Here is a 22,515-nt window from a genome sequence, read left to right as displayed (position 1 = left end):
TGGCAAATATGGGGCGCCACGGATTGGCGCTCTCGTCGGCCGCCGAGGGTTAGCCTGGAAAATATGACCAAGGATGTCGATGCGAGCTATGACGAGCGCGATGTCACCGTCACCGGGGCGAAGCACGAGGCGGCCGGGGTCAAGGCGGTCCTGGTCAGTTTGCGGCGCGGCCTCGCCGAGATGGGTCCGATACGCACCGCCGCCACGCTGGCGAGACTGAATCAGCGGCACGGCTTCGACTGCCCGGGCTGTGCCTGGCCCGAAGAGCACGGCGGCCGCAAGCTGGCCGAGTTCTGCGAGAACGGCGCGAAGGCGGTCGCCGAGGAAGCCACCAAGCGCACCGTCACCACCGACTTCTTCGCCCGCCACTCGGTCGCGGAACTGTCCGAGAAGCCCGAGTACTGGTTGTCCCAGCAGGGCCGGCTCACCCACCCGATGGTGCTGCGGGCCGGGGCCACCCACTACGAACCCATCGACTGGGACGGTGCCTACCGGCTGATCGCCGATCACCTCAACGAGCTGGCCTCCCCCGACGAGGCGCTGTTCTACACCTCCGGGCGCACCAGCAACGAGGCCGCCTTCCTGTACCAGCTGCTGGTCCGCAGCTTCGGCACCAATAACCTGCCGGACTGCTCGAACATGTGCCACGAATCCTCGGGCACCGCGCTCATCGACTCCATCGGTATCGGCAAGGGCTCGGTGACCGTCGACGATGTGGTGCACGCCGACGTGATCCTGATCGCCGGGCAGAACCCGGGCACCAACCATCCGCGGATGCTGTCGACGCTGGAGAAGGCGAAGGCCAACGGCGCCACCGTCATCGCGGTCAACCCGCTGCCCGAGGCCGGACTGATCCGGTTCAAGGATCCGCAGAAGGTGAACGGAGTGGTCGGCGACGGCATCCCGATCGCCGACGAGTTCGTGCAGATCCGGATCGGCGGCGACATGGCGCTGTTCGCCGGGCTGGGCCGGTTGCTGTTCGAAGCCGAGGACCGCGCGCCCGGCACGGTGGTCGACCGGCTCTTCGTCGACGCGCACTGCGCGGGGTTCGACGAATACGAACGCCAGACCCGCGCCGTCGATCTGGGCACCGTGCTCGAGGCGACCGGCATCGACGAGGGTCAGCTGCGCCGCGTCGCCGACATCCTGATCCGCTCCGAGCGGACGGTGATCTGCTGGGCGATGGGCCTGACCCAGCACCGGCACGCGGTCGCCACCATCGGCGAGGCCACCAATCTGCTGTTGATGCGCGGCATGATCGGCAAGCCGGGTGCCGGAGTGTGCCCGGTGCGCGGTCACTCCAATGTGCAGGGTGACCGCACCATGGGCATCTGGGAGAAGATGCCGGAAGAATTTCTGGCCGCACTGGATTCGCGTTTCGGCATCACCAGCCCCCGCAAGCACGGCCACGACACCGTCGATGCCATCCGGGCCATGCGCGACGGGCACGCCAAGACCTTCATCGGGATGGGCGGTAACTTCGTCTCGGCGACCCCCGACACCGAGGTCACCGAGGCCGGGCTGCGCAACTGCGCACTCACGGTGCAGATCTCGACGAAGCTCAATCGCAGCCATCTGGTGCACGGCAGGACCGCGCTGATCCTGCCGACCCTGGGCCGCACCGACCGCGACATCCAGGCATCCGGCAAGCAGTTGGTGTCGGTGGAGGATTCGATGTCCATGGTGCACCTGTCCCGCGGCAGCCTGACCCCGGCCAGCGATCAGCTGCGTAGCGAGGTGGCCATCGTCTGCCAGCTGGCCCGTGCCCTACTGGGCCCCGATCACCCGGTCGACTGGGAGGCGTTCAACGCCGACTACGACCGCATCCGCGACGCCATCGCCGACGTCGTGCCGGGCTGCACCGACTACAACATCCGGGTGCGCCGGCCCGATGGATTCCAGCTCCCCCACCCGCCCCGGGATTCCCGCGAATTCCACACCGCCACCGGTAAAGCCAACTTCTCGGTGTGCCCGCTGGAGTGGGTTCCGGTGCCCGAAGGGCGGCTGATCCTGCAGACCCTGCGCAGCCACGACCAGTACAACACCACCATCTACGGCCTCGACGACCGCTACCGCGGCGTCAAGGGCGGACGCCGGGTGGTGTTCGTCAACCCCGACGATATCGCCGCGCTCGGGCTGAGAGACGGTGACCGTGTGGACCTGATATCGGAGTTCGGCGGCGAGGAACGCCGGGCAAAGGACTTCCGGGTGGTCGCCTACGCCACCCCGGCCGGCAACGCCGCGGCCTACTACCCGGAGACCAATCCGCTGGTGCCGTTGGATCATGTTGCGGCGCGGTCGAACACGCCGGTGTCCAAGGCCGTGGTGATCCGTTTGCAAGCGGTCGCCCGGGCGAGCGAAGCAACGGGAGATCGACATGGGTAGGGTGACCGCGCGCCGCCGCGTGCAGCATGTGACCGCCGCCGACGCGGTCGCCCGGCCAGAGACGCTGGCCGTCGAGGAACCGTTGGAGATCCGCGTCAACGGCAAGCCGCTGACCGTCACGATGCGCACCCCCGGATCCGATGTCGAACTGGCCCAGGGATTCCTGCTCACCGAAGGACTGGTATCCCGGCGCGAGGACATCGCCGCCGTGCAGTACTGCAACGGCGCCGGGCCGGACGGCCTGAACACCTACAACGTGCTCGATGTGACGCTGGCACAAGGCGTCCCGGCACCCGATGTCGATGTGACCCGCAATTTCTACACGACCTCCTCCTGCGGGGTGTGCGGCAAGGCCTCGCTGGACGCGGTGCGGCTGAGCAGCAAGCACGCGCCGGGCGACGATCCCGTCATCGTCGACGCCGACATGCTCTCCGCGCTGCCCGATAAGCTGCGCGACCGGCAGAAGGTGTTCGCGGCCACCGGCGGCCTGCACGGCGCCGCCCTGTTCGACGCGCGTGGCACCGCACTGGTGGTGCGCGAGGACATCGGCAGGCACAACGCCGTCGACAAGGTCATCGGCTGGGCGCTGGAATCCGGCCGGGTACCACTGACCGGCACCGTGCTGCTGGTCAGCGGCCGAGCATCGTTCGAGCTGACGCAGAAGGCGGTGATGGCCGGAATCCCGTTGTTGGCGGCGGTTTCCGCACCGTCCTCACTGGCGGTGGATCTGGCCGCCCAGTCCGGTCTGACCCTGGTGGCGTTCCTGCGCGGCGACTCGATGAACATCTACACCCGGCCCGACCGGGTCCGGAACCAACCCCGAATCTCCACGCTTTCTCCATAGAACCTCCAAGTGCGGACACCCGCTGATCAACCAGCATCGTCCGCATGCCGAAGATCCTGATCGCCTCCTGCCCGCCCGTCGGACACATCGCCCCGCTGCTGAATGTCGCACGCGGTCTGGTCGCCCGCGGTGACAGCGTCACCGTCCTCACCAGCGCACGGCACGCCGACAAGATCCGCGCCACCGGCGCCGAACCACGCCCGTTGCCGCTGGCCGCCGACTACGACGATTCGGCCTTCGACGCAGAGCTGCCGGGGCGCGCGGCGACCTCCGGCATCGCGCGGATCAACTTCGATGTGGAGAACGTCTTCGTGCGTCCGCTCCCGCATCAGTTCAACGCGCTTCGGGAGCTGCTGGCGGACAACGAGTATGACGCCGTCCTGACCGATGCGTTCTTCCTGGGCACCCTACCGCTGCTGCTCGACGACACCGTGGCACGTCCGCCCATCCTCAGCTACACCACCACCCCGCTGTTCCTGACGAGCAGGGACACCGCGCCGGGCGGCCCCGGCATCGCCCCGATGCCCGGCGCCCTGGGACGGCTGCGCAACCGTCTGCTCACCGGAGTCGTCCAGAACGTGTTGCTGCGACCCGCACACCGTGCGGCGAACCGGATGCTCGCCGCACTGGGACTGCCACCGCTGCCGGTGTTCATCCTGGACTGCGGGGTGCTCGCCGACCGGGTGATCGTGCCGACCATCCCCGAATTCGAGTACCACCGCAGCGATCTGCCCGCCCATGTGCGGTTCGTCGGCGCGGTCAGCCCACTGCCCAACGATGATTTCACCGCACCGCCATGGTGGGATGTGCTGCGCAGCGGACGGCCCGTCGTGCACGTCACGCAGGGCACCGTCGACAACGCCGACCTGAGCCGGCTGATCGAACCCACCATCGAGGCACTGGCCGGCGAGGACCTCACCGTCATCGTCACCACCGGCGGCCGACCGCTCTCCCAGATCGGGATACCACTGCCGTCCAACACCTTTGCCGCCGAGTACCTGCCGCACGATGTGCTGCTGCCCATGGTGGACGTCATGGTGACCAACGGCGGCTACGGGGCCGTGCAGCGCGCCCTGTCCGATGGGGTGCCGATGGTGGTCGCGGGCCACACCGAGGACAAACCGGAGGTGGCCGCACGCGTCGAGTATTTCGGCGCCGGAATCAATCTGCGTACCGGCACCCCCGCCCCCGCCCAGGTGCGGCGCGCTGTCCTGGACATCCTGGGCAACGTCACCTACCGCGACAACACCCGCCGCCTGCAGGACGCGTACGCCGAGCGCGACGGCGTCACCGAGATCGCCGCTGTGCTCGACGAGGTGATCGCCGGACGTCAGCTCACCTCGTCGAGATAGACGAAATGGCTGTCCTCCCGCGGGGGAGAACAGCCATGTCGTCGATCTGAAGCGTGACCTATGCGGTCTTGTCGCGGCGCTCGTTGCGCGGGGGCTTGCGGGGCACGATCGTCGGGAGCACGTTGTCCTGCACGGTCTCCTTGGTGACGACCACCTTGGCGACGTCATCGCGGCTGGGGATGTCGTACATCGCCGGCTGCAGGACCTCTTCCATGATGGCGCGCAGGCCACGGGCACCGGTGCCGCGATGGATGGCCTGATCGGCGATCGCGTCCAGGGCCTCCGGCGTCAACTCCAGCTCGACGCCGTCCATCTCGAACAATCTGGTGTACTGCTTGACCAGGGCGTTCTTCGGCTTCGACAGGATCTGAACCAGCGACTCCTTGTCCAGGTTGGTCACCGAGGCGACCACCGGCAGACGGCCGATGAACTCAGGGATCAGACCGAACTTGATCAGGTCCTCGGGCATGACCTCGGCGAAGTGGTCCTGGGTGTCGATCTCCGCCTTGGACTTCACCTCGGCGCCGAAGCCCAGGCCCCGTTTGCCGACGCGGTCCGAAACGATGCGTTCCAGGCCGGCGAACGCACCGGCCACGATGAACAGCACGTTGGTGGTGTCGATCTGGATGAACTCCTGGTGCGGATGCTTGCGCCCACCCTGCGGAGGCACCGACGCCTGGGTACCTTCCAGGATCTTGAGCAGCGCCTGCTGCACGCCCTCACCGGAGACGTCGCGGGTGATCGACGGGTTCTCGCTCTTGCGGGCGATCTTGTCGACCTCGTCGATGTAGATGATGCCGGTCTCGGCGCGCTTGACGTCGTAGTCGGCGGCCTGGATCAGCTTGAGCAGAATGTTCTCGACATCTTCGCCCACATAGCCGGCCTCGGTGAGCGCGGTGGCATCGGCAATGGCGAACGGAACGTTGAGCATCTTGGCCAGCGTCTGGGCCAGGTAGGTCTTGCCACAGCCGGTGGGGCCGAGCATCAGGATGTTGGACTTGGCCAGCTCAACAGGCTCGACACGCGAATCGCGGCTCTTCTCCTGGGCCTGGATGCGCTTGTAATGGTTGTAGACGGCGACCGCGAGCGTCTTCTTCGCGGTGTCCTGCCCGATCACATAGCCTTCGAGGAACTCGCGGATCTCGGCGGGCTTGGGGAGTTCGTCCAGCTTGACGTCATCAGCGTCAGCCAGCTCCTCCTCGATGATCTCGTTGCACAGATCGATGCACTCGTCGCAGATGTAGACACCAGGCCCCGCGATGAGCTTTTTGACCTGCTTCTGGCTCTTCCCACAGAATGAGCACTTCAGCAGGTCACCGCCGTCTCCGATGCGAGCCATGTGGGGGGGTCCTACTTCCTGTTCGCTGTCACTCAAATGTGGGTTGCCCCGGGTGTAAACCCGACGCTACCCGTTCGTTCCGTCACGGTGCGACCGAAGGGCCGAATCGCGTCGGTGGTATTTGTTCGCGTGCAGGAGAACATATCTCTCCTGGTGGCCTGCCACCCGGCGGCACGCGGTCCGTGTCCCTGGCGTGTCGTCGTCGTGACGAGATTGCGGTCTAAAGCACCTGGTCCGATCCATGTACACCGGCTTCCACAGTACCTGGCGGTTTCAGACGGCGACGGCGGCATTTTGAGGCAGACGCCCCATGTGCGGGGCGGTGCCGCCGGGCAGCGTGAACTCCATGAAAATCACTCCGCTCGCGGTGGCGACCGCGGTACTCGATCACCCCGTCCTGCCCGCCGGCGACGACGAACGTTTCGTCGGTTTCGGCGTCATGGGCTTCCCGTTTGCCAGCGGCCACTATTTGGCCCTACGCCACTTCCCCGCGACCACGTTCTCCCCCGGCTACCAGTCCGTCTGGCATCGCGACCCGGCCGGCACGTGGACCTTCTATGCCACGACTCCGGGCCAACAGAGTTGTGCGCGTTACTTCAGCGCGGCGACCCCCGAGGACGCGGTCCAGTGCGGTATCGACGTCGCGTGGGTCAGCCCATGGACCCTGTTCGTCACGATCGACGGACTGCTGGAGTGGACCGTCGATATCCGCGCCACGCCGATGACCCGCGCCATCAGTGCCATCGGCCGGGCTCTGCCGGAGCGAACCTGGACCAGCCGCGCGGCGCTCGGTCTCATCGGTACGGCTGCGGGCGCCGTCCTGCGCGCGGGGACGATCCACCTGGCCGGCACCGCCCCCAACGGGCAGCAGTTCATGATCGCTCCGCGTCAGGTGTGGCTGGCCTCCGGGCGTGCGTCGCTGCGCGGTGTGGATCTCGGCGCGCCCGGCCCGTTGCACCGGCAGGCCGAACTCGCCGACTTCCGGCCGCCGCAGCGCGGCATCTTCGTGGTCGGCTCCGGGCACTTCGAGACCTATGACCCCGCGGTGCACCGCAGCGCATAATCAGCCGATGGCCCCACCGCCGGCCGAAACACCCACCCGCGCCGAACTGCTGGCTGCGCTGTCGGTGGCCGTCGATCTCGGTCTGGGCCAGCCCGGCGAACACATGCTGCGGTCGGCGCTCATCGCGACCAGGCTGGCCGATCGTCTCGGCCTGACCGGGCCGTCGCGCGACGCCGTCTACTACACGACGCTGATCATGTGGATCGGGTGTCACGCCGACTCGCATGAATACGCACGGTGGTTCGGCGACGACATCGCCGTCCGCCACGACACCTACCAGGTCGAGGCGACGGGGTGGGAGTTTCTGCGGTTCCTGCTGCACAACATCGCCAGGGGCGAACCGCTGGCACGACGGCTGAACGTGCTGGCCACGTTGTTCGTCGATGCCCGCGGCCAGCTGTCCCGAATGATCCACTCGCACTGCACTTCCGCGGCGCTGCTCGCCGACCGGATGGGGCTGGGACCCGAGGTGCAGGCCGCGCTGGCCTTCGCCTTCGAGCGGTACGACGGCGGCGGCATGCCCGCCGGCGCGGGCGGGGATGCCATCCCGATCCAGATGCGGATCGCTCAGCTGGCCGATCTGGTGGAGGTACACCACCGCACCGGCGGGGTGGCCCGCGCGGTGGCGCTGGCCACCACCCGGCGCGGCGGACAGTTCGACCCGCGGGTGGTCGAGGCGTTCGTGCGGGACGCGGACGCGATCCTGGCCGGGCCCACGACCGGAGACGTGTGGACGGCTGCGCTGCACGAGGCGCCCGACCGTCACGAACGCCTCGACGACGACGGGCTGGACGCCATGCTGGTAGCGCTCGGCGATTTCGTGGATCTGAAATGCCCTTTCACCCTTGGCCATTCGCGAGCGGTGGCACAACTGGCCGGTGATGGCGCCGCGGCGGCGGGCCTGGACGCGGACACGATCGCGCTGACCCGCCGCGCCGGTCACGTCCACGATCTGGGCCGGATCGGGGTGTCGAATCAGATCTGGTCCAAGCCGGGACCGTTGAGCGCCGGCGAGTTCGAGCGGGTGCGCCTGCATCCCTATCTGACGGTGCGGATCCTCAGCCAGGTACCCGGCCTGCAGCAGGTGGCCCAGATCGCCGGTAACCATCATGAATGCGTGGACGGCTCCGGGTACCCACGGGGGCTGCCCGGCTCGGCGCTCGGCCTTCCCGACCGGATACTGGCCGCCGCGGTCAGCTATCAGTCTGCTTGCGAGCCAAGGCCTTACCGGCCCGAACACACGCCGCAGACGGCGATGCGCCGGCTGCACGACCGGGTGGCAGCCGGCGAACTCGACGCGACCGCGGTCGAGGCGGTGCTCCAGGCCGCCGGTCACCGGTCCCGGCGCGCGCCGCTGCGGCCGGACGGACTGACCCCACGCGAGGTCGACGTACTGCGGATGGTGGCCCGCGGCGCGTCGAACAAAGAGATCGCTTCGGCGCTGGTGATCAGCGAGAAGACCGCGCGTAATCACGTCGAGCGCACCTACGCCAAGATCGGTGCCTCCAACCGCATCGGGGCCAGCATGTACGCGTTGCGGCACGGACTGGTCGAGGCCTGACCTCGCGAAGTGGGGCAAACGCCCCACGCGGGTAAGCGCTCGGGTGTAGACGATCAGGTTATGAGCAATTCGACGAACAAAGCAGCGATCAGCCTGACCACCGGCCTGGAGGACGCCGAACGCGTCACCATCGCCTTCCTGATGGCGGTCGGCGCGGCCGAATCCGGCCGCCCGACAATGATGTTCCTGACCAAGGAGGCCGTGCGGCTGGTGGTCCCGGGTGTCGCAGTGGGCACCGCCTGCGACGGATGCCCGCCGCTGACCGGGCTGATCGAACGCTACGAGAAGGCCGGTGGACGATATCTGGTCTGCCCCATCTGCATCGACTCCAAGAAGCTGGACTCGAAGAGCTTCATCGCCGGGGCAGAACCCGGTGGCACCGTGCAGCTGTGGGAGTGGATCGGCGACGGGGCCACCACCTTCAGCTACTGATCGGCTAGCGCGGTCCCAGTCCCCCGGGCCCGACCGGGCCGGGCCCCACCGGTCCTGGGCACACCGGTTCGTCGGCCAGGCTGACCGCCGGCGCGGCGATCTGGATGAACAGCCCGGCAGAGAACATGCACGCGCCAGCCATCGCGCGGTGTCTGTTGGTCATGGTCGTCTCCCTCGGAGTTTCCCGACGGACCAAGAGTCCCAGGGCCCCGTCTCGGTGAGACAGCTTTGACGCGAGCGGCAATATTGGCGACGACGACGCACTCGCCTGAAATATGAGTGTCGTCCTACTCACCTCACCCTGATCGACGCGTCCGACAATGTCGGTTTCCGAGCGTCACATCAGGGAAGGAACGACGATGATCCAGCCCGCGCGATCCGTCCGCAGTGCCGGTGGCGCTGCGTTGTGTACATGCTTGGTGGCGTCGACGCTTGTCGCGGCACCCGTCCTGGCGAGCCCACCGCCGGCCGCGGTGCCCGCCGTCGAACTCACCGCGTCGACCACACCGTTCGACGTGACGGTGCCCGAACTCATCGAGCAGATCGACCAATTCGCGACACTCGTCGAACCGCTCACCCCGGACACCAAACCCTCGGCATCACAAGACATTGCCGCGGCGGCGGTACCCCTGCTGTCGGCCGCCAGCGGCACCCCAATCGCAACCGGGGTCGGTCAACTGGGTGCCGCCGTGCTCCGCGGCGTGGTTGGGCTACTGGCGCCCTTCGTCAGAATTCCCGCGCTCACACCACTCGTGGGCGGCGCGATTCTGACCATCACCTTCGTGGGAGGAGTCGCTGTCGCGGCCATTTACGGGGTGATCGCGCAGATCGAAGGGGTGATCGGTGCGGTCATCGGAACCATCGGGGCAGCGCTGGGAGGCATCGTCGGCTTACCTGCCACGTTGTTGAGCGGAACCGCCACGGCCGGCACCCTTGCCAGGTCTGCACCTGTGCTCCGCACCGCAGACACGTTCCTCGATCCCGAGCAGACGGACCCCGATCCTGTCGGTACCGCCGATTCGGCACGCACGACCGACCGCAACGACACCGAGCAGGACCGTACCGAGGTGCAGACCTTTGACGAGCCGGAAGCGCCCGGCGGCGGCGATCCGCTCGAGACCATGACCGACCCGGAGACGACGGTGCTCACCGCGCCCGAGGATGCGGAACCCGTATCCGATCCTGACGAACTGCTCTCCGACGAGCCGGAGGCCGAGGTCGACCAGCACGAACTGACTTCTGATCCGTCGTCACAGCATGACGAGGACGAGACCGATGCGGACCCGGCACCGGCGTCACCGTCCGGGGATTCAGCGCCGACGGATGACGACGACGCCCCGGCGTCCGACGAGACCTGACACAGCACTCGACCCCGGCTCGCGAAGGCGAACCGGGGTCGAGTGTGTGTAAAAGGCGACTACGCGTTCTGCGCCGAGAGCTTCCGGTAGGCCAGGACCGTGTCGATGATCCCGTACTCCTTGGCTTCCGCGGCGGTGAGGATCTTGTCGCGGTCGGTGTCCTTGCGGACCTGCGCGGGATCCTTGCCGGTGTGGCGGGCCAGAGTGGCGTCCATCAGGCTGCGCATGCGCTCGATCTCGGCGGCCTGGATCTCCAGATCCGAGACCTGCCCCTGGATGGCGCCGCCCACGGCGGGCTGATGGATCAGCACACGCGCGTTCGGCAGAGCCAGGCGCTTGCCCGGGGTACCGGCGGCCAGCAGCACCGCGGCGGCCGACGCGGCCTGCCCGAGGCAGACGGTCTGGATGTCGGCGCGCACGTACTGCATGGTGTCGTAGATCGCCATCAGCGAGGTGAACGATCCACCCGGCGAGTTGATGTACATGGTGATGTCGCGGTCGGGATCCAGCGACTCAAGGACCAGCAGCTGGGCCATGATGTCGTTGGCCGAGGCATCGTCGACCTGCACACCGAGGAAGATGATGCGTTCCTCGAACAGCTTGTTGTACGGGTTGGATTCCTTGACGCCGAAGCTGGAGTGCTCGATGAACGACGGCAAGATGTAGCGCGATTGCATCGGGTTCATTTGATTCCTGCTCCTGGTCCCTCACCGTTGACGCTGACGCTCGTGATGATGTGGTCGACAAAACCGTATTCCAGCGCCGCCGGAGCGGTGAACCAGCGGTCGCGATCCGCGTCGGCTTCCACCCGCTCCAGGGTCTGACCGGTGAATTCGGCGTTGAGCCGGTTCATTTCCTTCTTGGTCAACGCGAACTGCTCGGCCTGGATGGCGATATCGGCAGCGCTACCGCCGATACCTGCCGACGGCTGGTGCATCATGATCCGCGCGTGCGGCAAGGCGTACCGCTTGCCCCTGGTGCCGGCGGCGAGCAGGAACTGACCCATCGACGCGGCCAGACCCATCGCGTAGGTGGCCACATCGCACGGCGCCAACACCATGGTGTCGTAAATCGCCATGCCGGCGGTCACCGATCCACCCGGTGAGTTGATGTAGAGGTGGATGTCCTTGGTGGGGTCCTCGGCGGCCAGCAGCAGAATCTGCGCGCACAGCCGGTTGGCGATGTCGTCATCGACCTGGGTTCCCAGGAAGATGATGCGCTCGGCGAGCAACCGCTCATACACCGAGTCGATGAGGTTGAGCCCCGACGCGCCCGATCGCATCTCAGTCACGACTGAATACCTGCTTTCTCGTCTACGTACACACGAACACTAACCAACCGGCGCGATCGTGCACTCCCTGAAACGCGCGCTTTCGCTCACAGCGTCACGCGCGCGGCGTCACTCCGCGCTGTCGGCGTCGTCGGCCTCGGCCTTCTTCTCGGCCTTCTTCTTGGCCTTCTTTTCCGCCTTCTTCGCCTTCTTCTCGGCGTCGTCGTCGGCATCGGCGTCGGCGTCATCGGCCTCGGCGTCGGCGTCATCAGCCTCGACCTCGGCCGGAGCCTCGGCGGCATCCTCAGCCTCGGCGCCACCGGCCGGACCGAAGAACTCGGCAGTGTCGATGACATTGCCGTCGGTGTCGGTGACGGTCGCGCTGTGCACCACCGCGGCGATGGTCAGGCCGCGGCGCACATCGGCGAACATGGCCGGCAGCTGGTTGTTCTGCTGCAGCACCTGCAGCAGCTGCTGCGGCTCGATGCCGTACTGGCGCGACATCAGCACCAGACGCTCGGTCAGGTCCTCCTGGCCGACCTGGATGTCCAGCTTGTCGGCGACGGCGTCCATCAGCAGCTGCGTTTTGACGGCCTTCTCGGCGTTGCTCTGGTTGTCGGCGTCGAACTCTTCACGGCTGCTGCCCTGCTCGGTCAGCTGCTCGTTGAACTTGTCCTCGTCGTGGTCGAGGCCGTGGATCGCGTTGTGCAGGGTGTCGTCGACCTGGGCCTTGACGATCGCCTCGGGCAGTGGCACCTCGACGTCCTCGAGCAGCACCTCGAGCGCCTTGTCGCGGATCTGCTCGGCCTGCTGGATGCGCTTGACCCGACGGACCTGCTCGACGAGGCTTTCCTTCAGCTCGTCGATGGTGTCGAATTCGCTTGCCAGCTGCGCGAACTCATCGTCGGCCTCGGGCAGCTCGCGCTCCTTGACCGACTTCACGGTGACGGTGACCTCGGCCTCTTTACCGGCGTGCTCGCCGGCGGCCAGGGTGGTGGTGAAGGTCTTGCTCTCGTCGACCTTGAGGCCGACGATCGCCTCGTCGAGGCCCTCGATGAGCTGGCCGGAGCCGATCTCGTGGGACAGGCCTTCGGTGGCGGCCTCGGGCACGTCCTCGCCGTCGACGGTGGCCGACAGGTCGATGGAGACGAAGTCGCCCTCGGCGGCGGGGCGCTCGACGCCGGTCAGGGTGCCGAAGCGGGCGCGCAGGTTCTGCAGCTCGGTGTCGACCTCGTCATCGCCGACCTCGATCGGATCGACGGAGATCTTCAGCGCGCTCAGGTCGGGCAGGTCGATCTCGGGACGGATGTCCACCTCGGCGGTGAAGACCAGTTCCTCGTTGTCCTCGAGCTTGGTGACCTCGATCTCGGGCTGGCCGAGGGGCTGCAGTTCGGCGGCGCTGACGGCCTCGCTGTAGCGACTGGGCAGCGCGTCGTTCACGACCTGCTCCAGGACGGCGCCGCGGCCGATGCGTGCTTCCAGCAGCTTGCGCGGGGCCTTGCCGGGACGGAAGCCGGGCAGCCGGACCTGGGTGGCCATCTGCTTGAACGCGCGATCGAAGTCGGGCTCCAACTCGGTGAAGGGCACCTCCACGTTGATCCGAACCCGAGTCGGGCTCAACTTCTCGACGGTGCTCTTCACTGCGTTACTCCTTGTATGTGTGGTTCGAGATACTCGTGCGGTCGGGGTGACAGGATTTGAACCTGCGGCCTTCCGCTCCCAAAGCGGATGCGCTACCAAGCTGCGCTACACCCCGTGCCTGATCCGTGCCTGCCTGGTCGGCACGCACGTACGCCGACCACGCGAGATACTACGGGCACGAGACGTGACGCAATCAATTGGATTTGATTGCGCCTTCGCCGGTACAGTCTCCGATGCACCGCAAGCGGGCGTAGCTCAATGGTAGAGCCCTAGTCTTCCAAACTAGCTACGCGGGTTCGATTCCCGTCGCCCGCTCTCGAAAGAAACGGCCCTACCGGCGGAAACGCTGGTAGGGCCGTTTTTCGCTGCCCTGACTCAGATGCCCGTGCACAACGACACGAACGGGATCGGTGCGCAGATCCCGATGGAGAATCCCGGTGTGGGATCGCCGTTCCACGGCGGCGGGGGCGGGAGCGGACCCGGCGGCGGCAGTGGAGCCGCCACGCAGGTGTTGGTCGGCGGATCAAAGACGGTCCCGACCCCACACTCGGCGGCGCCGGCCGTACCCGCCGAAACCCCTGTCGCGATCGCGAAGGGCGCGACTACTGCCGCGCCTGCGATTGCGATATGACGAATGTTGATCACCACGTGCAGGCCTTTCATCGGAGGTACCCCGACCCTGCTTGAGCTTGAATTTACGCCTCGATGGGCACCACCGTCAGCAGCTGAGTTCACACTCAGGGAGAACCGTTTCCTGTCGGTACGCTGGGAGCCATGAACGGCGTCTTGCTCATCCTCATCATCTTGGTCGTCGCGGCGATCGCATTCGTCGTCTACAACTCCTCACAGGCGAACGGCCGGAAGTCGGCCGAGTCGCTGGCCGACGCACAGGCCGACGCCCGCCGCGTCATCGAGCGGCTCGGCGGCCAGGTGCTCAACCTGGACGGCAACGACGACGCCTCCAAGCAGGCGATGGCCGACGCCTCCGAGCGGTACACCGCGGCCTCCTCGCAGATCGATCAGGCCACCACGGCCAAGCAGGCCCTACTGGCCAAGGAGAGCGCCATCGAGGGCCTCTACTACGTGCGCGCCGCCCGCACCGCGATGGGCATGGACCCGGGACCCGAACTGGAATCCCTTGCGGGCCAACGCACTGCGGGCAATGTCACCGAGGACCGGCGCGTCGACTTCGAGGGCCGCCAGATCGAAGCCTCCCCGACACCCTCGGAGCGCACCCCGAACTACTACCCCGGTGGACGCGTCGCCGGACGTCCGGTCCCCGCGGGCTGGTACTCCGAACCGTGGTGGAAGCCGGCGCTCGTCGCGGGCGCCTGGGGTATCGGGTCGGCGCTGCTGTTCAGCACCATGTTCAGCGGGATGGCGGGCGTCGGTTATGACGCCCAGGCGTTCGAGAACGGCTACGGCGACGGGTTCCAGGACGGTATGGACCAGGGCCAGCTCGGCGACGGTGGCGGCGACCAGGGTGGCTGGGACGGTGGCGGAGCCGAGCAGGGCGGCTGGGACGGCGGCGGCGACTTCGGCGGTGGCGATTTCGGTGGCGGCGACTTCGGCGGGTTCGACTTCTAGGTCACCCGGCGGCTGCCTCCGAGACTGACGCTCTTGAGGTCTGAGTGAGTTCGCGACCGCGGAAACGTCAGCCTCGGTGACGAACAGACCTCAGAGACGGCTCTCCAGCCGGGCGCTGACGCCGGCCTCCTGCAGATCGAGGCGCTCCAGCATGGCGCGTACCGCCTCGTCCTCGATTCGGCCCTCATCGCGTTCGGCGATGAGCGCGGCTCGCTGGGCGGCCAGCACCGAGCGGTAAACCCGGGAGAACACCTCGGCCCGCTTGGTGGGCGCCTCCGGATCGGGCATCTCGTCGACATCCTGGGAGTGCCGGGCGATGGTGGCCCGGATCTCGGCGACCAGTTGGGGATTGATCCCGGCCGGCGGGTTGGCCCGGAATTCCGCGAGCACCTCATCGGCGGCGTCGTGCACCACCTGTTCGGCCTTGAGTTCCTCGGCCCGGTCGGCGTCGTGGTCGTCGTTGAAGCGGGACAACTGCAGCCGTTTGATCAGCAGTGGCAGCGTCCAGCCCTGGATCAACAGGGTGCCGATCGCCACCACGAACGCGATCGCCTGGATGGTGGCCCGCTCCGGGAACGGCTCCCCGCTCGCCGTCGTCACCGGGATGGCGGCCGCGGCGGCCAGCGTGACGACCCCGCGCATCCCGGTCCAGGACACCACCACGTTCTCCTGCCAGGACAGTGAGCGGCGGTCGATCTTGGTCCGCCACTTGCCCGGCTCTCTGCGCCGCGACGCGCGGCCCCGCCCGCCGCGGGCATCGCCGTCGGGAACCGGCACACTCCATCTCGCCTCGACGTGCCGGAACAGCTTGCCGCGACCGAACATCAGCAGCACCGACAGCGGCCGGATGAACAGCACGATCAGCAGCACGAGGGTCGAGGCCACCAGCACCTCCATCACCGATTCGTGTGCGGCGTTCAGATCGTCGAGCACGAAGCGCAGGTGCAGACCGATGTAGGCGAACACGAACGCCTCGAGCAGCACGTCCACCGAGTTCCAGACGTAGCGCTCCTGCAGCCGGGTCTGATAGCCCGCCGACAGGGTCCCGTTGCCGACCACGAATCCGGCGACCACCACGGCCAGCACACCCGAGGCGTGGATCTCCTCGGCCAGGATGAAGGCCGCGAACGGGACCACCAGCCCCTGCACCGTCTCCAGGCCGGGGTTGGCCAGCCGCTTGCGGATCCACAGCGTGATGTAGCCCAGCACGGCGCCCACCACCGGACCGAGCAGCGCGCTGTAGGTGAAGAGCAGGAACGGGTTGGCGATGAAGGTGTGGCTGCCGGCGACCTGCGCCACCGCGATGCTGAACAACGTCAGTGCGGCCGCGTCGTTGATCAGGCTCTCCCCCGTCAGGATGGCCATCACCTTCTTGGGCAGCCCCAGTTTGCGGCCGACGGCGACGGCGGTGACCGCGTCCGGCGGTGCCACGATGGCCCCGAGCACCAGCGCGGTCGCGAACGTCAGCGGCACCACCACCAGCCAGGAGGACACCAGCGCCACGGTGAATGCGCTCACCACGACGAGTCCGACACCGAGACCGAGGATGGGCCGGATGTTGCGCAGGAAGGTCGGGAACGAGAAGTTCAGCGCCGCCGAGTACAGCAGCGGCGGAAGGACCACCGTCAGCAGGATGTGCGAGTCCAGTTCCGGCGGTTCGAAATCCGGCATGAACGAGACCGCGATGCCGACCACCACGATGATCAGCGCGGGCTCCAGCCCCCGCCGATGCGCGATGGCGGTCACCACGATGGCTCCGACGACGACGAGAATGAGTTCCACTCCGAAGATTCTCCCTGGTCGACGGTATTGGCGCTGACCTCGCGTCAGGTCTGGCAGGTAGGGCACCAGAACACGTTGCGCGCCTCAAGTTCTGCGGTACGCACGGTCGTGCCGCACACCCGGCAGGGGTCACCGGCGCGCCGGTAGACATAGGTCCGGGGCCGGCCACGCCCGTACGAGGGTGCGCCACGGTCGTCCTCGGGACGGATCGTCACGATCTTGCCGCGGCGCACACCGACCTTCATCAACGCGACGAGATCGGTCCACATGTCGGCGAACTCGTCGGCCGACACATCGGTGCCGGGACGGTACGGGTCGATGTGGTGCCGGTAGAGCAGCTCGCTGCGGTACACGTTGCCGCCGCCGGCGATCACCTTCTGGTCCATCAGCAGCCCACCGATGGTCCGGCGGGACTTGGTGATTCGTGTCCATGCCAATGCCGGGTCGGCATCCGGGCGCAGCGGGTCGGGACCCAGCCGTGCCACGATGTCATCGACGGCCACGTCCTCGATCACCTCACACACCGTCGGGCCGCGCAGATCGGTGCCGTACTCGGTGCCGATCATCCGCATCCGGACCTGCCCGACGGGCTCGTCGAGCGGCAGCGGCGCCTCGGTGAATTTGCCGTAGAGGCCGAGGTGGATATGCACGACGGCGCCGCCGTCGTAGTGGTGGAACAGGTGCTTACCCCAGGCGTCGGACTCCCGCAGGACTCGGCCGCTCACCCGTTCGGCGCCCTCGGCGAATCGTTGTTGCGGGCTCGTCACGATGACGGGTTTACGACCGAACCTCTTCTGATGCAGCCGGGCGAGCCGGTGCAGGGTATGCCCCTCGGGCACGTTTAGGCGGGTGCGCCGGGCACCGGCGGTGCGACGTGGTCGACCTCGTAGGCGGCCAGGATGTCGATGCGGCGCTGGTGGCGTTCGGCCTCCGACCACGGCGTGGCCAGGAAGGCGTCGACGATGGCGAGCGCCTCCTCCTCGCTGTGCATCCGGCCGCCGAGACCGATGAGCTGCGCCTTGTTGTGCTGGCGGGCCAGCTGCGCGGTCTCCACACTCCAGGCCAGCGCGCACCGGGCGCCGGGCACCTTGTTCGCGGCGATCTGCTCACCGTTGCCCGAACCGCCCAGCACGATGCCCAGGCTCTCCGGATCCGCGACGGTCTTGACGGCGGTGTCGATGCAGAATGCCGGGTAGTCGTCCTCGGCGTCGTAGACATAGGCACCGCAGTCGATCGGCTCGTGGCCGTTGCTCTTGAGGTGCTCGATGATGGTCTTCTTGAACTCGAATCCGGCGTGGTCGGCACCGATGTAGACGCGCATGGCGGTAATTCTGGCAGACGCCCCCGACGCCGATCAGCGAGCCGCCAAACCGTCGAGCAACACGTCGAGCAGGCGTGGGGTGCGCTGCGCCCATTCGTCATCGTCGACGTGGGCCAGGAACCACGACAGCAGGATCACGTCGCGCGAATCGACATCCCCGCGCAGCACCCCGGCTTGGCGACCGGCGGCCAGCAACGCGTCGAGCGCGTCGCCGAGCTTGCCCATGGTTTGCGCACCGATGTCCTGCCATACCGAGGCCTCGACCGCGGCCATCACCCCGAACTTCACCCGCGCGTAGTCAGCGAGCTGGGCAAACCACAGCTTGAGGGCCTCGCGCGGCGGGTGCTCGTCGACCAGTGCGTAGGCGAGGGCCACGAGCTCGTCGATCTCCCCGTCATAGAGCGCGCGCACCAACTCGTCCCGGGTCGCGAAATGACGGTAGAGCGTGGCCTGCCCGACGCCGGCTCGCCGGGCGACCGCGCTGAGCTTGAGCTCTCCGGGCTCGGTGATCAGTTGCCGCGCGGCCTCGATGATCACCGACCGATTGCGTGCCGCATCGGTGCGCTCGGACATGACCCCACCCCCACCTTGAAAACGGACAAATTGTCCGCTTATATGGAAACGGACAGATTGTCCGCGTCGACTCAGGAGGCTAACGAATGGATTCGATCGTCGACAAGGTGGTGGCGATAACGGGCGCCAGCAGCGGCATCGGGGAGGCCGCGGCGCGCCGGCTCGCGAGCCGCGGGGCCGCGGTCGTGCTGGGAGCCCGCCGCGCCGACCGGCTGGACTCGCTGGCCGGAGAGATCCGCGCGGCCGGAGGCCGGGCCAGTGTGGTGACGGTGGATGTCACCCGCGCCGAGGATCTGCAACGGCTCGTCGAGACTTCCGTATCCGAGTACGGACGCCTCGATGTGTTGGTCAGCAGTGCCGGGATCGGCCCGATCTCCCCGATGACCGCGCGCCGCCGCGGGGACTGGGACGCAATGATCGACGTCAATCTGCGCGGGGTGCTGCACGGTATCGACGCCGCCCTCCCTGTTTTCGAGGACCAGGGGCGCGGCCACTTCGTCACCATCGTCTCGACCGCGGGAATCAAGATAGTGCCGACCATGGCGGTGTACGCGGCCACCAAGAACGCGGTGCGCACCCTCTTGGAAGGTCTCCGTCAGGAGTCCACCGACGGGACGCTGAAGACCACCGCGATCTCGCCGGGTGTGGTGCGCACCGAATTCGTCGATTCCATCACCGACCCGGGGATCCGCGCCGAAATCGGCGCCACGATGGGGACATCCGGGATCGAGCCGGACGCGATCGCCAGGGCGGTCGAGTTCGTCATCGATCAGCCCTGGGAGGTCGAGATCGGCGAGCTCTCGATCCGGCCGACGGTCCAGGGCTGAGCATCGTTCCTCAACCGACCCTGGGCTTGATCTCCTCGATCACCCAGCGCGCGAAGTCCAGGTAGCCCTCGATATCGCGCACCCCCTGCGGCGGCACAGAACTGACGGTGACGCCCAGTTCGGCAAGTCTGCCCAACCGATCCACGATCTCATCGACGCTCATTGTGCGGCGGTCGGCCGCATCACCAGTGAATTCGTGGCGACCGTTGATGGGCGGAGCCTTGACCGGAAACATCACATCGAAAGGCTTGTCGACGAACGTCGGTTGCGACTTGATGAAGTCCAGGCGGGCGGGAATGTCGTCGGGGTCACTCAGAAAGGGCCACCAGCCCGAACCGAATCGCGCTGCGCGCTTCAACGACGCCTCGACATCGCCGCCGATCCAGATCGGGATATGGGGCCGCTGAACGGGTTTGGGCTCGAACGCGATATCGCGAAACGCGACGTACTTGCCGTCGAACTCCGGGGTGTCGCTCGTCCACAACTCGATCATCGCCGCCAGATACTCATCGCAGATCCGCCCCCGCTCCCGGAACGGAACGCCGACGGAGTCGAATTCCTCCTCGAGCCACCCGACGCCGACCGACATCATCATTCGGCCACTGCTCAACCAGTCGGCGGTGGCCAGTGCCTTGCCGAGCACGATTGGATTCTGCAGCGGCAAGATGGTGATGCAGGAATTCACCGCGATGCGTTCGGTGGCTCCCGCGATGTAGGCCTGTGCCGAAGCCGCGTGAAAGTAGTGCGGCCCGGACACCTCCACGTGCTCGCGCGGGATGACGAAATGCTCGGGGATCGCCACCATGTCGTACCCCAGGTCGTCGGCGAGCTTGACCATCCGGGTCTGGTCCGCGCCGGTGACGCCGGCCTCCCACGGCTGCATCATCGCCTTGATCCGCAACGTATGGGGCAACCCGAACGCGAACTTCACGCGACCGTGATCCGGCCTGGGCGGGGCGCGGCGGTCACGCCGTTCATTCCGGAAGCCCGATCGTTTTGATCGCCAGATACTCGCGATAGCCCTCGGCGCCGTTGCGGTAGCCGAGGCCCGACTGGCCGGTGCCGCCGAACGGGCTGTTGATGCCGAAGTGGCTCTTGGCGTTGATCGACACGTTGCCGGTTCGGATCCGCGTGGCGACGGCCAATGCCCGGTCCACGTCACCACTCGACACCTCACCGGACAGGCCGTAGATCGAGTTGTTGGCGATCTCGACGGCCTCGTCCTCGGTGTCGTAGGGCGTGACGGTCAGCACCGGGCCGAAGATCTCCTCCTGGGCCACTCGCGAATCCGGGTCGACATCGGCAAGCAACGTCGGTTCGGTGTAATAACCCACCGGCAGGTTCCCCGGGATTCCCCCGCCGGTGATCAGCCGCGCCCCTGACTCGATCCCACTGGCGATGAGTCCGAGCACCTTCTGACGCTGCTGAGCACTGATCTGCGGGCCTTGCATGATCCCCGGCGTCCAGGGATCGCCGATCGGAAAACTCTCCATCGACACCCTCAGGATTTCCAGACCTTCCTCATAGCGACTGCGCGGCAGGAGTATCCGGCTCGGCAGCACGCACGACTGGCCCGACATCACACACGCCATCATCGCAGCGATGGGCAGCGCGGAAGCGAAGTCCGCGTCCTCGAGCACGATGTGAGCGGATTTGCCGCCCAGTTCCAGCAGGGTCTTCTTCACCGTGGGTGCGCCGGCAGCCAGAACCGCCCGCCCGGTGGCGGTCGATCCGGTGAAGGTGATCATGTCGACGCAGGGGTCGGCCGACAACGCGGCACCGACGTCGTTGGCGTTCGAGGACACCACGTTGAACACCCCGGCGGGAATGTCGGTCTCCTCGGCGACGATGCGTCCCAGCTCGGTACCCGACCACGGGGTGAGTTGAGCCGGCTTGAGAACCACGGTGTTTCCGGCCATCAACGCCGGCATCGTCTCGGCGATGTTGAGATAGAACGGCACATTCCAGGGCGTGATGGCGCCAACCACACCCACTGGCTCGTAATGCAGTTGGCGGCGCGCGGGCCCCATCGGGGTGTCATGCAGGCCGGTGTCCACCACGTAGTCGAAGGCCCGGCCGTACTCGGCCCAATGCCTGACCTCCTCGATGGGGCTCTCGATCTGCGAACCCGTCACCGTCACCGGGCAACCCACCTCGGTGACCAAGATCCGGCGCAGACGTTCGCTGTTGTTCTTCAGCGCGGCATGCAGCTGTGTCAGGCAGTGGTAGCGGAATTCGACATCGCGCGACCACTCTGTCCCGTCGAAGGCACGCCGGGCCGCTTCGACCGCGCGAGCCATGTCATCGACCGTGCCGTCCGCGGCCTGACCGACCACCTGCTCACTGGCCGGGTGAATCACGTCGAACACAGCGCCGCTCGCCGTGCCCTGAAGTTCACCACCGATCAGCATCCGACCGTCACCGGCCAGCACTCCGGTCTCCAGCGTCGTACCGCTCATCGATCACCACTCCCTGAATCAGACCGACCGCAGCCGGTTTCGGATTTCTGTACGGCAATTCCGAGGTTTCAGTGCGCGCCGGCAACTCCCGCGACGACAGCGGCCATGATGCGGTCGAGTTCCCCGGCGCCGGTGATCGTGTCGTCGCCGGCGGTGAACGCCAGCATGATGCCGCTGATCAGTTGGGTCAGCACGTAGGCCTGCTGGTCGAGCACCGCCCGCGAGATGTGGGCGCCCCGGGGGTTCATCCGCTCGACGAAGTCACGGATCAAACCCAGGAAGCGTTCCGAATTGCTGTGCACGACAACGGCCAGGTCAGGATCGCGGTTGGCTTGCAGCATGAGTTCGTACCGGGCCTTTGTCCTCGCGAACGGCTCGCCCGTCGCCGAAGCCATCACCAGCCGGGCCAGTCCCGACGGGCCGGGTGCGGCGTTCGCCTGAAACTCGGTCGCAGCGGTGAGTTCGGCCAGATCGCGCTCGGCGACTCGGTGGGCCAGAGCGAGCACCAGAGCCGACCGGGTCCGGAAATAGAACGACGTCGTGCCGTCGGGCAGGGCCAGGCGGCGGTCGACCTTCAGGTGACTGAGCCCTTTCACACCGTCCTCGGCCAGCAGTTCGATTGCACCATCGCATAATTCACGGCGCCGCGAGTCGGGGTCGGGTTTGCGCCGGACCCCTGCGGTCGCCTCCGAGCTGCCGGCGTTCATCGGCATGACAAGTG

Annotated in this window: 22 protein-coding genes and 2 tRNA genes; 10 read left to right on the top strand and 14 right to left on the bottom strand. The window is 67.1% G+C overall.

The window, feature by feature from the left end; all coding sequences use genetic code 11:
• The first annotated feature begins 63 nt into the window (after positions 1-63).
• Genes ASE48_RS23460 through ASE48_RS23450 form a run of 3 tightly spaced genes read left to right on the top strand, consistent with a single transcriptional unit; the run spans position 64 to position 4,581 of the window.
• The gene (locus ASE48_RS23460; protein ID WP_057169561.1) at positions 64-2,385 is read left to right on the top strand and encodes an FdhF/YdeP family oxidoreductase; all 2,322 of its coding nucleotides are present in this window, start codon (positions 64-66) and stop codon (positions 2,383-2,385) included.
• Positions 2,378-3,229 (top strand): formate dehydrogenase accessory sulfurtransferase FdhD, encoded by an 852-nt coding sequence (gene fdhD / locus ASE48_RS23455; RefSeq protein WP_057169560.1) that lies wholly within the window; start codon positions 2,378-2,380, stop codon positions 3,227-3,229. Before ASE48_RS23460 ends, fdhD begins: the two co-directional genes overlap by 8 nt.
• 44 nt (positions 3,230-3,273) lie before the next feature.
• Positions 3,274-4,581, top strand: coding sequence for a glycosyltransferase (locus ASE48_RS23450; protein WP_057169559.1), 1,308 nt, complete (start codon positions 3,274-3,276; stop codon positions 4,579-4,581).
• A gap of 58 nt (positions 4,582-4,639) precedes the next feature.
• On the opposite strand, the gene clpX is transcribed toward ASE48_RS23450, so the two are convergent.
• A complete protein-coding gene (gene clpX, locus ASE48_RS23445) occupies positions 4,640-5,920 on the bottom strand; it encodes an ATP-dependent Clp protease ATP-binding subunit ClpX (protein ID WP_057169558.1) in 1,281 nt (426 codons plus the stop codon).
• A gap of 346 nt (positions 5,921-6,266) precedes the next feature.
• Between clpX and ASE48_RS23440 the strand changes: the two genes are divergently transcribed.
• From ASE48_RS23440 to ASE48_RS23430, 3 genes are read left to right on the top strand one after another with little or no spacing between them, the layout of a single operon-like run.
• Positions 6,267-6,983 (top strand): hypothetical protein, encoded by a 717-nt coding sequence (locus ASE48_RS23440; RefSeq protein ID WP_057169994.1) that lies wholly within the window; start codon positions 6,267-6,269, stop codon positions 6,981-6,983.
• Positions 6,984-6,990: 7 nt separating this feature from the next.
• Positions 6,991-8,544, top strand: coding sequence for an HD domain-containing phosphohydrolase (locus tag ASE48_RS23435; RefSeq protein WP_057169993.1), 1,554 nt, complete (start codon positions 6,991-6,993; stop codon positions 8,542-8,544).
• A 60-nt stretch (positions 8,545-8,604) separates the two neighbouring features.
• Positions 8,605-8,976 (top strand): DsrE family protein, encoded by a 372-nt coding sequence (locus ASE48_RS23430; RefSeq protein WP_057169557.1) that lies wholly within the window; start codon positions 8,605-8,607, stop codon positions 8,974-8,976.
• A 4-nt stretch (positions 8,977-8,980) separates the two neighbouring features.
• Here ASE48_RS23430 and ASE48_RS33210 read toward each other — a convergent pair whose 3' ends face one another.
• Positions 8,981-9,139 (bottom strand): hypothetical protein, encoded by a 159-nt coding sequence (locus tag ASE48_RS33210; protein WP_200962243.1) that lies wholly within the window; start codon positions 9,137-9,139, stop codon positions 8,981-8,983.
• A 256-nt stretch (positions 9,140-9,395) separates the two neighbouring features.
• On the opposite strand from ASE48_RS33210, the gene ASE48_RS23425 reads away from it, so the two are divergent.
• Entirely contained in the window at positions 9,396-10,334 is a 939-nt protein-coding gene (locus tag ASE48_RS23425; RefSeq protein WP_057169556.1) for a hypothetical protein, read from the top strand.
• Between the two features lie 59 nt (positions 10,335-10,393).
• Here ASE48_RS23425 and ASE48_RS23420 read toward each other — a convergent pair whose 3' ends face one another.
• From ASE48_RS23420 to ASE48_RS23405, 4 genes are all read right to left on the bottom strand, one after another.
• Positions 10,394-11,020 (bottom strand): ATP-dependent Clp protease proteolytic subunit, encoded by a 627-nt coding sequence (locus ASE48_RS23420; RefSeq protein WP_057169555.1) that lies wholly within the window; start codon positions 11,018-11,020, stop codon positions 10,394-10,396.
• Positions 11,017-11,616 carry an ATP-dependent Clp protease proteolytic subunit gene (locus ASE48_RS23415; RefSeq protein ID WP_057169554.1) on the bottom strand — a complete coding sequence of 200 codons (600 nt, stop codon included), beginning with the start codon at positions 11,614-11,616 and terminating at the stop codon, positions 11,017-11,019. Before ASE48_RS23415 ends, ASE48_RS23420 begins: the two co-directional genes overlap by 4 nt.
• A 117-nt stretch (positions 11,617-11,733) precedes the next feature.
• On the bottom strand, positions 11,734-13,245 hold the full coding sequence (gene tig, locus ASE48_RS23410; RefSeq protein ID WP_057169553.1) for a trigger factor: 1,512 nt from the start codon (positions 13,243-13,245) through the stop codon (positions 11,734-11,736).
• A 41-nt stretch (positions 13,246-13,286) separates the two neighbouring features.
• Positions 13,287-13,360: transfer RNA gene (locus tag ASE48_RS23405), tRNA-Pro, on the bottom strand.
• Positions 13,361-13,489: 129 nt separating this feature from the next.
• On the opposite strand from ASE48_RS23405, the gene ASE48_RS23400 reads away from it, so the two are divergent.
• A tRNA-Gly gene (locus ASE48_RS23400) sits at positions 13,490-13,560 on the top strand.
• Between the two features lie 60 nt (positions 13,561-13,620).
• Here ASE48_RS23400 and ASE48_RS23395 read toward each other — a convergent pair.
• Entirely contained in the window at positions 13,621-13,908 is a 288-nt protein-coding gene (locus tag ASE48_RS23395; RefSeq protein ID WP_057169552.1) for a hypothetical protein, read from the bottom strand.
• Positions 13,909-14,019: 111 nt separating this feature from the next.
• On the opposite strand from ASE48_RS23395, the gene ASE48_RS23390 reads away from it, so the two are divergent.
• Positions 14,020-14,832, top strand: coding sequence for a hypothetical protein (locus ASE48_RS23390; protein ID WP_057169551.1), 813 nt, complete (start codon positions 14,020-14,022; stop codon positions 14,830-14,832).
• A 90-nt stretch (positions 14,833-14,922) separates the two neighbouring features.
• Here the strand turns inward: ASE48_RS23390 and ASE48_RS23385 are convergent, their stop codons facing one another.
• The 4 genes from ASE48_RS23385 to ASE48_RS23370 are packed head-to-tail and all read right to left on the bottom strand — an operon-like array spanning position 14,923 to position 18,508.
• Positions 14,923-16,614, bottom strand: coding sequence for a cation:proton antiporter (locus ASE48_RS23385; protein ID WP_057169550.1), 1,692 nt, complete (start codon positions 16,612-16,614; stop codon positions 14,923-14,925).
• A gap of 44 nt (positions 16,615-16,658) precedes the next feature.
• Positions 16,659-17,453 (bottom strand): Fpg/Nei family DNA glycosylase, encoded by a 795-nt coding sequence (locus ASE48_RS23380; RefSeq protein WP_057169549.1) that lies wholly within the window; start codon positions 17,451-17,453, stop codon positions 16,659-16,661.
• Between the two features lie 2 nt (positions 17,454-17,455).
• Entirely contained in the window at positions 17,456-17,935 is a 480-nt protein-coding gene (locus ASE48_RS23375; RefSeq protein ID WP_057169548.1) for a ribose-5-phosphate isomerase, read from the bottom strand.
• 33 nt (positions 17,936-17,968) lie between these two features.
• The gene (locus ASE48_RS23370) at positions 17,969-18,508 is read right to left on the bottom strand and encodes a TetR/AcrR family transcriptional regulator (RefSeq protein ID WP_057169547.1); all 540 of its coding nucleotides are present in this window, start codon (positions 18,506-18,508) and stop codon (positions 17,969-17,971) included.
• Between the two features lie 86 nt (positions 18,509-18,594).
• On the opposite strand from ASE48_RS23370, the gene ASE48_RS23365 reads away from it, so the two are divergent.
• On the top strand, positions 18,595-19,335 hold the full coding sequence (locus ASE48_RS23365; protein ID WP_057169546.1) for an SDR family oxidoreductase: 741 nt from the start codon (positions 18,595-18,597) through the stop codon (positions 19,333-19,335).
• Positions 19,336-19,345: 10 nt separating this feature from the next.
• Here the strand turns inward: ASE48_RS23365 and ASE48_RS23360 are convergent, their stop codons facing one another.
• The 3 genes from ASE48_RS23360 to ASE48_RS23350 all read right to left on the bottom strand — a co-directional run bounded on the left by ASE48_RS23360 (position 19,346) and on the right by ASE48_RS23350 (position 22,507).
• Positions 19,346-20,266 carry a TIGR03619 family F420-dependent LLM class oxidoreductase gene (locus ASE48_RS23360; protein WP_057169545.1) on the bottom strand — a complete coding sequence of 307 codons (921 nt, stop codon included), beginning with the start codon at positions 20,264-20,266 and terminating at the stop codon, positions 19,346-19,348.
• A gap of 43 nt (positions 20,267-20,309) precedes the next feature.
• The gene (locus ASE48_RS23355; RefSeq protein ID WP_057169544.1) at positions 20,310-21,794 is read right to left on the bottom strand and encodes an aldehyde dehydrogenase family protein; all 1,485 of its coding nucleotides are present in this window, start codon (positions 21,792-21,794) and stop codon (positions 20,310-20,312) included.
• 68 nt (positions 21,795-21,862) lie between these two features.
• The gene (locus ASE48_RS23350) at positions 21,863-22,507 is read right to left on the bottom strand and encodes a TetR/AcrR family transcriptional regulator (protein ID WP_235571440.1); all 645 of its coding nucleotides are present in this window, start codon (positions 22,505-22,507) and stop codon (positions 21,863-21,865) included.
• Between the last annotated feature and the right edge of the window lie 8 nt (positions 22,508-22,515).

The organism is Mycobacterium sp. Root265, assembly GCF_001428895.1.
Taxonomy (GTDB): Bacteria; Actinomycetota; Actinomycetes; order Mycobacteriales; family Mycobacteriaceae; genus Mycobacterium.
The sequence above is the reverse complement of the archived record's forward strand: the minus strand, read 5'-3'. Positions and strand labels throughout refer to the sequence as shown.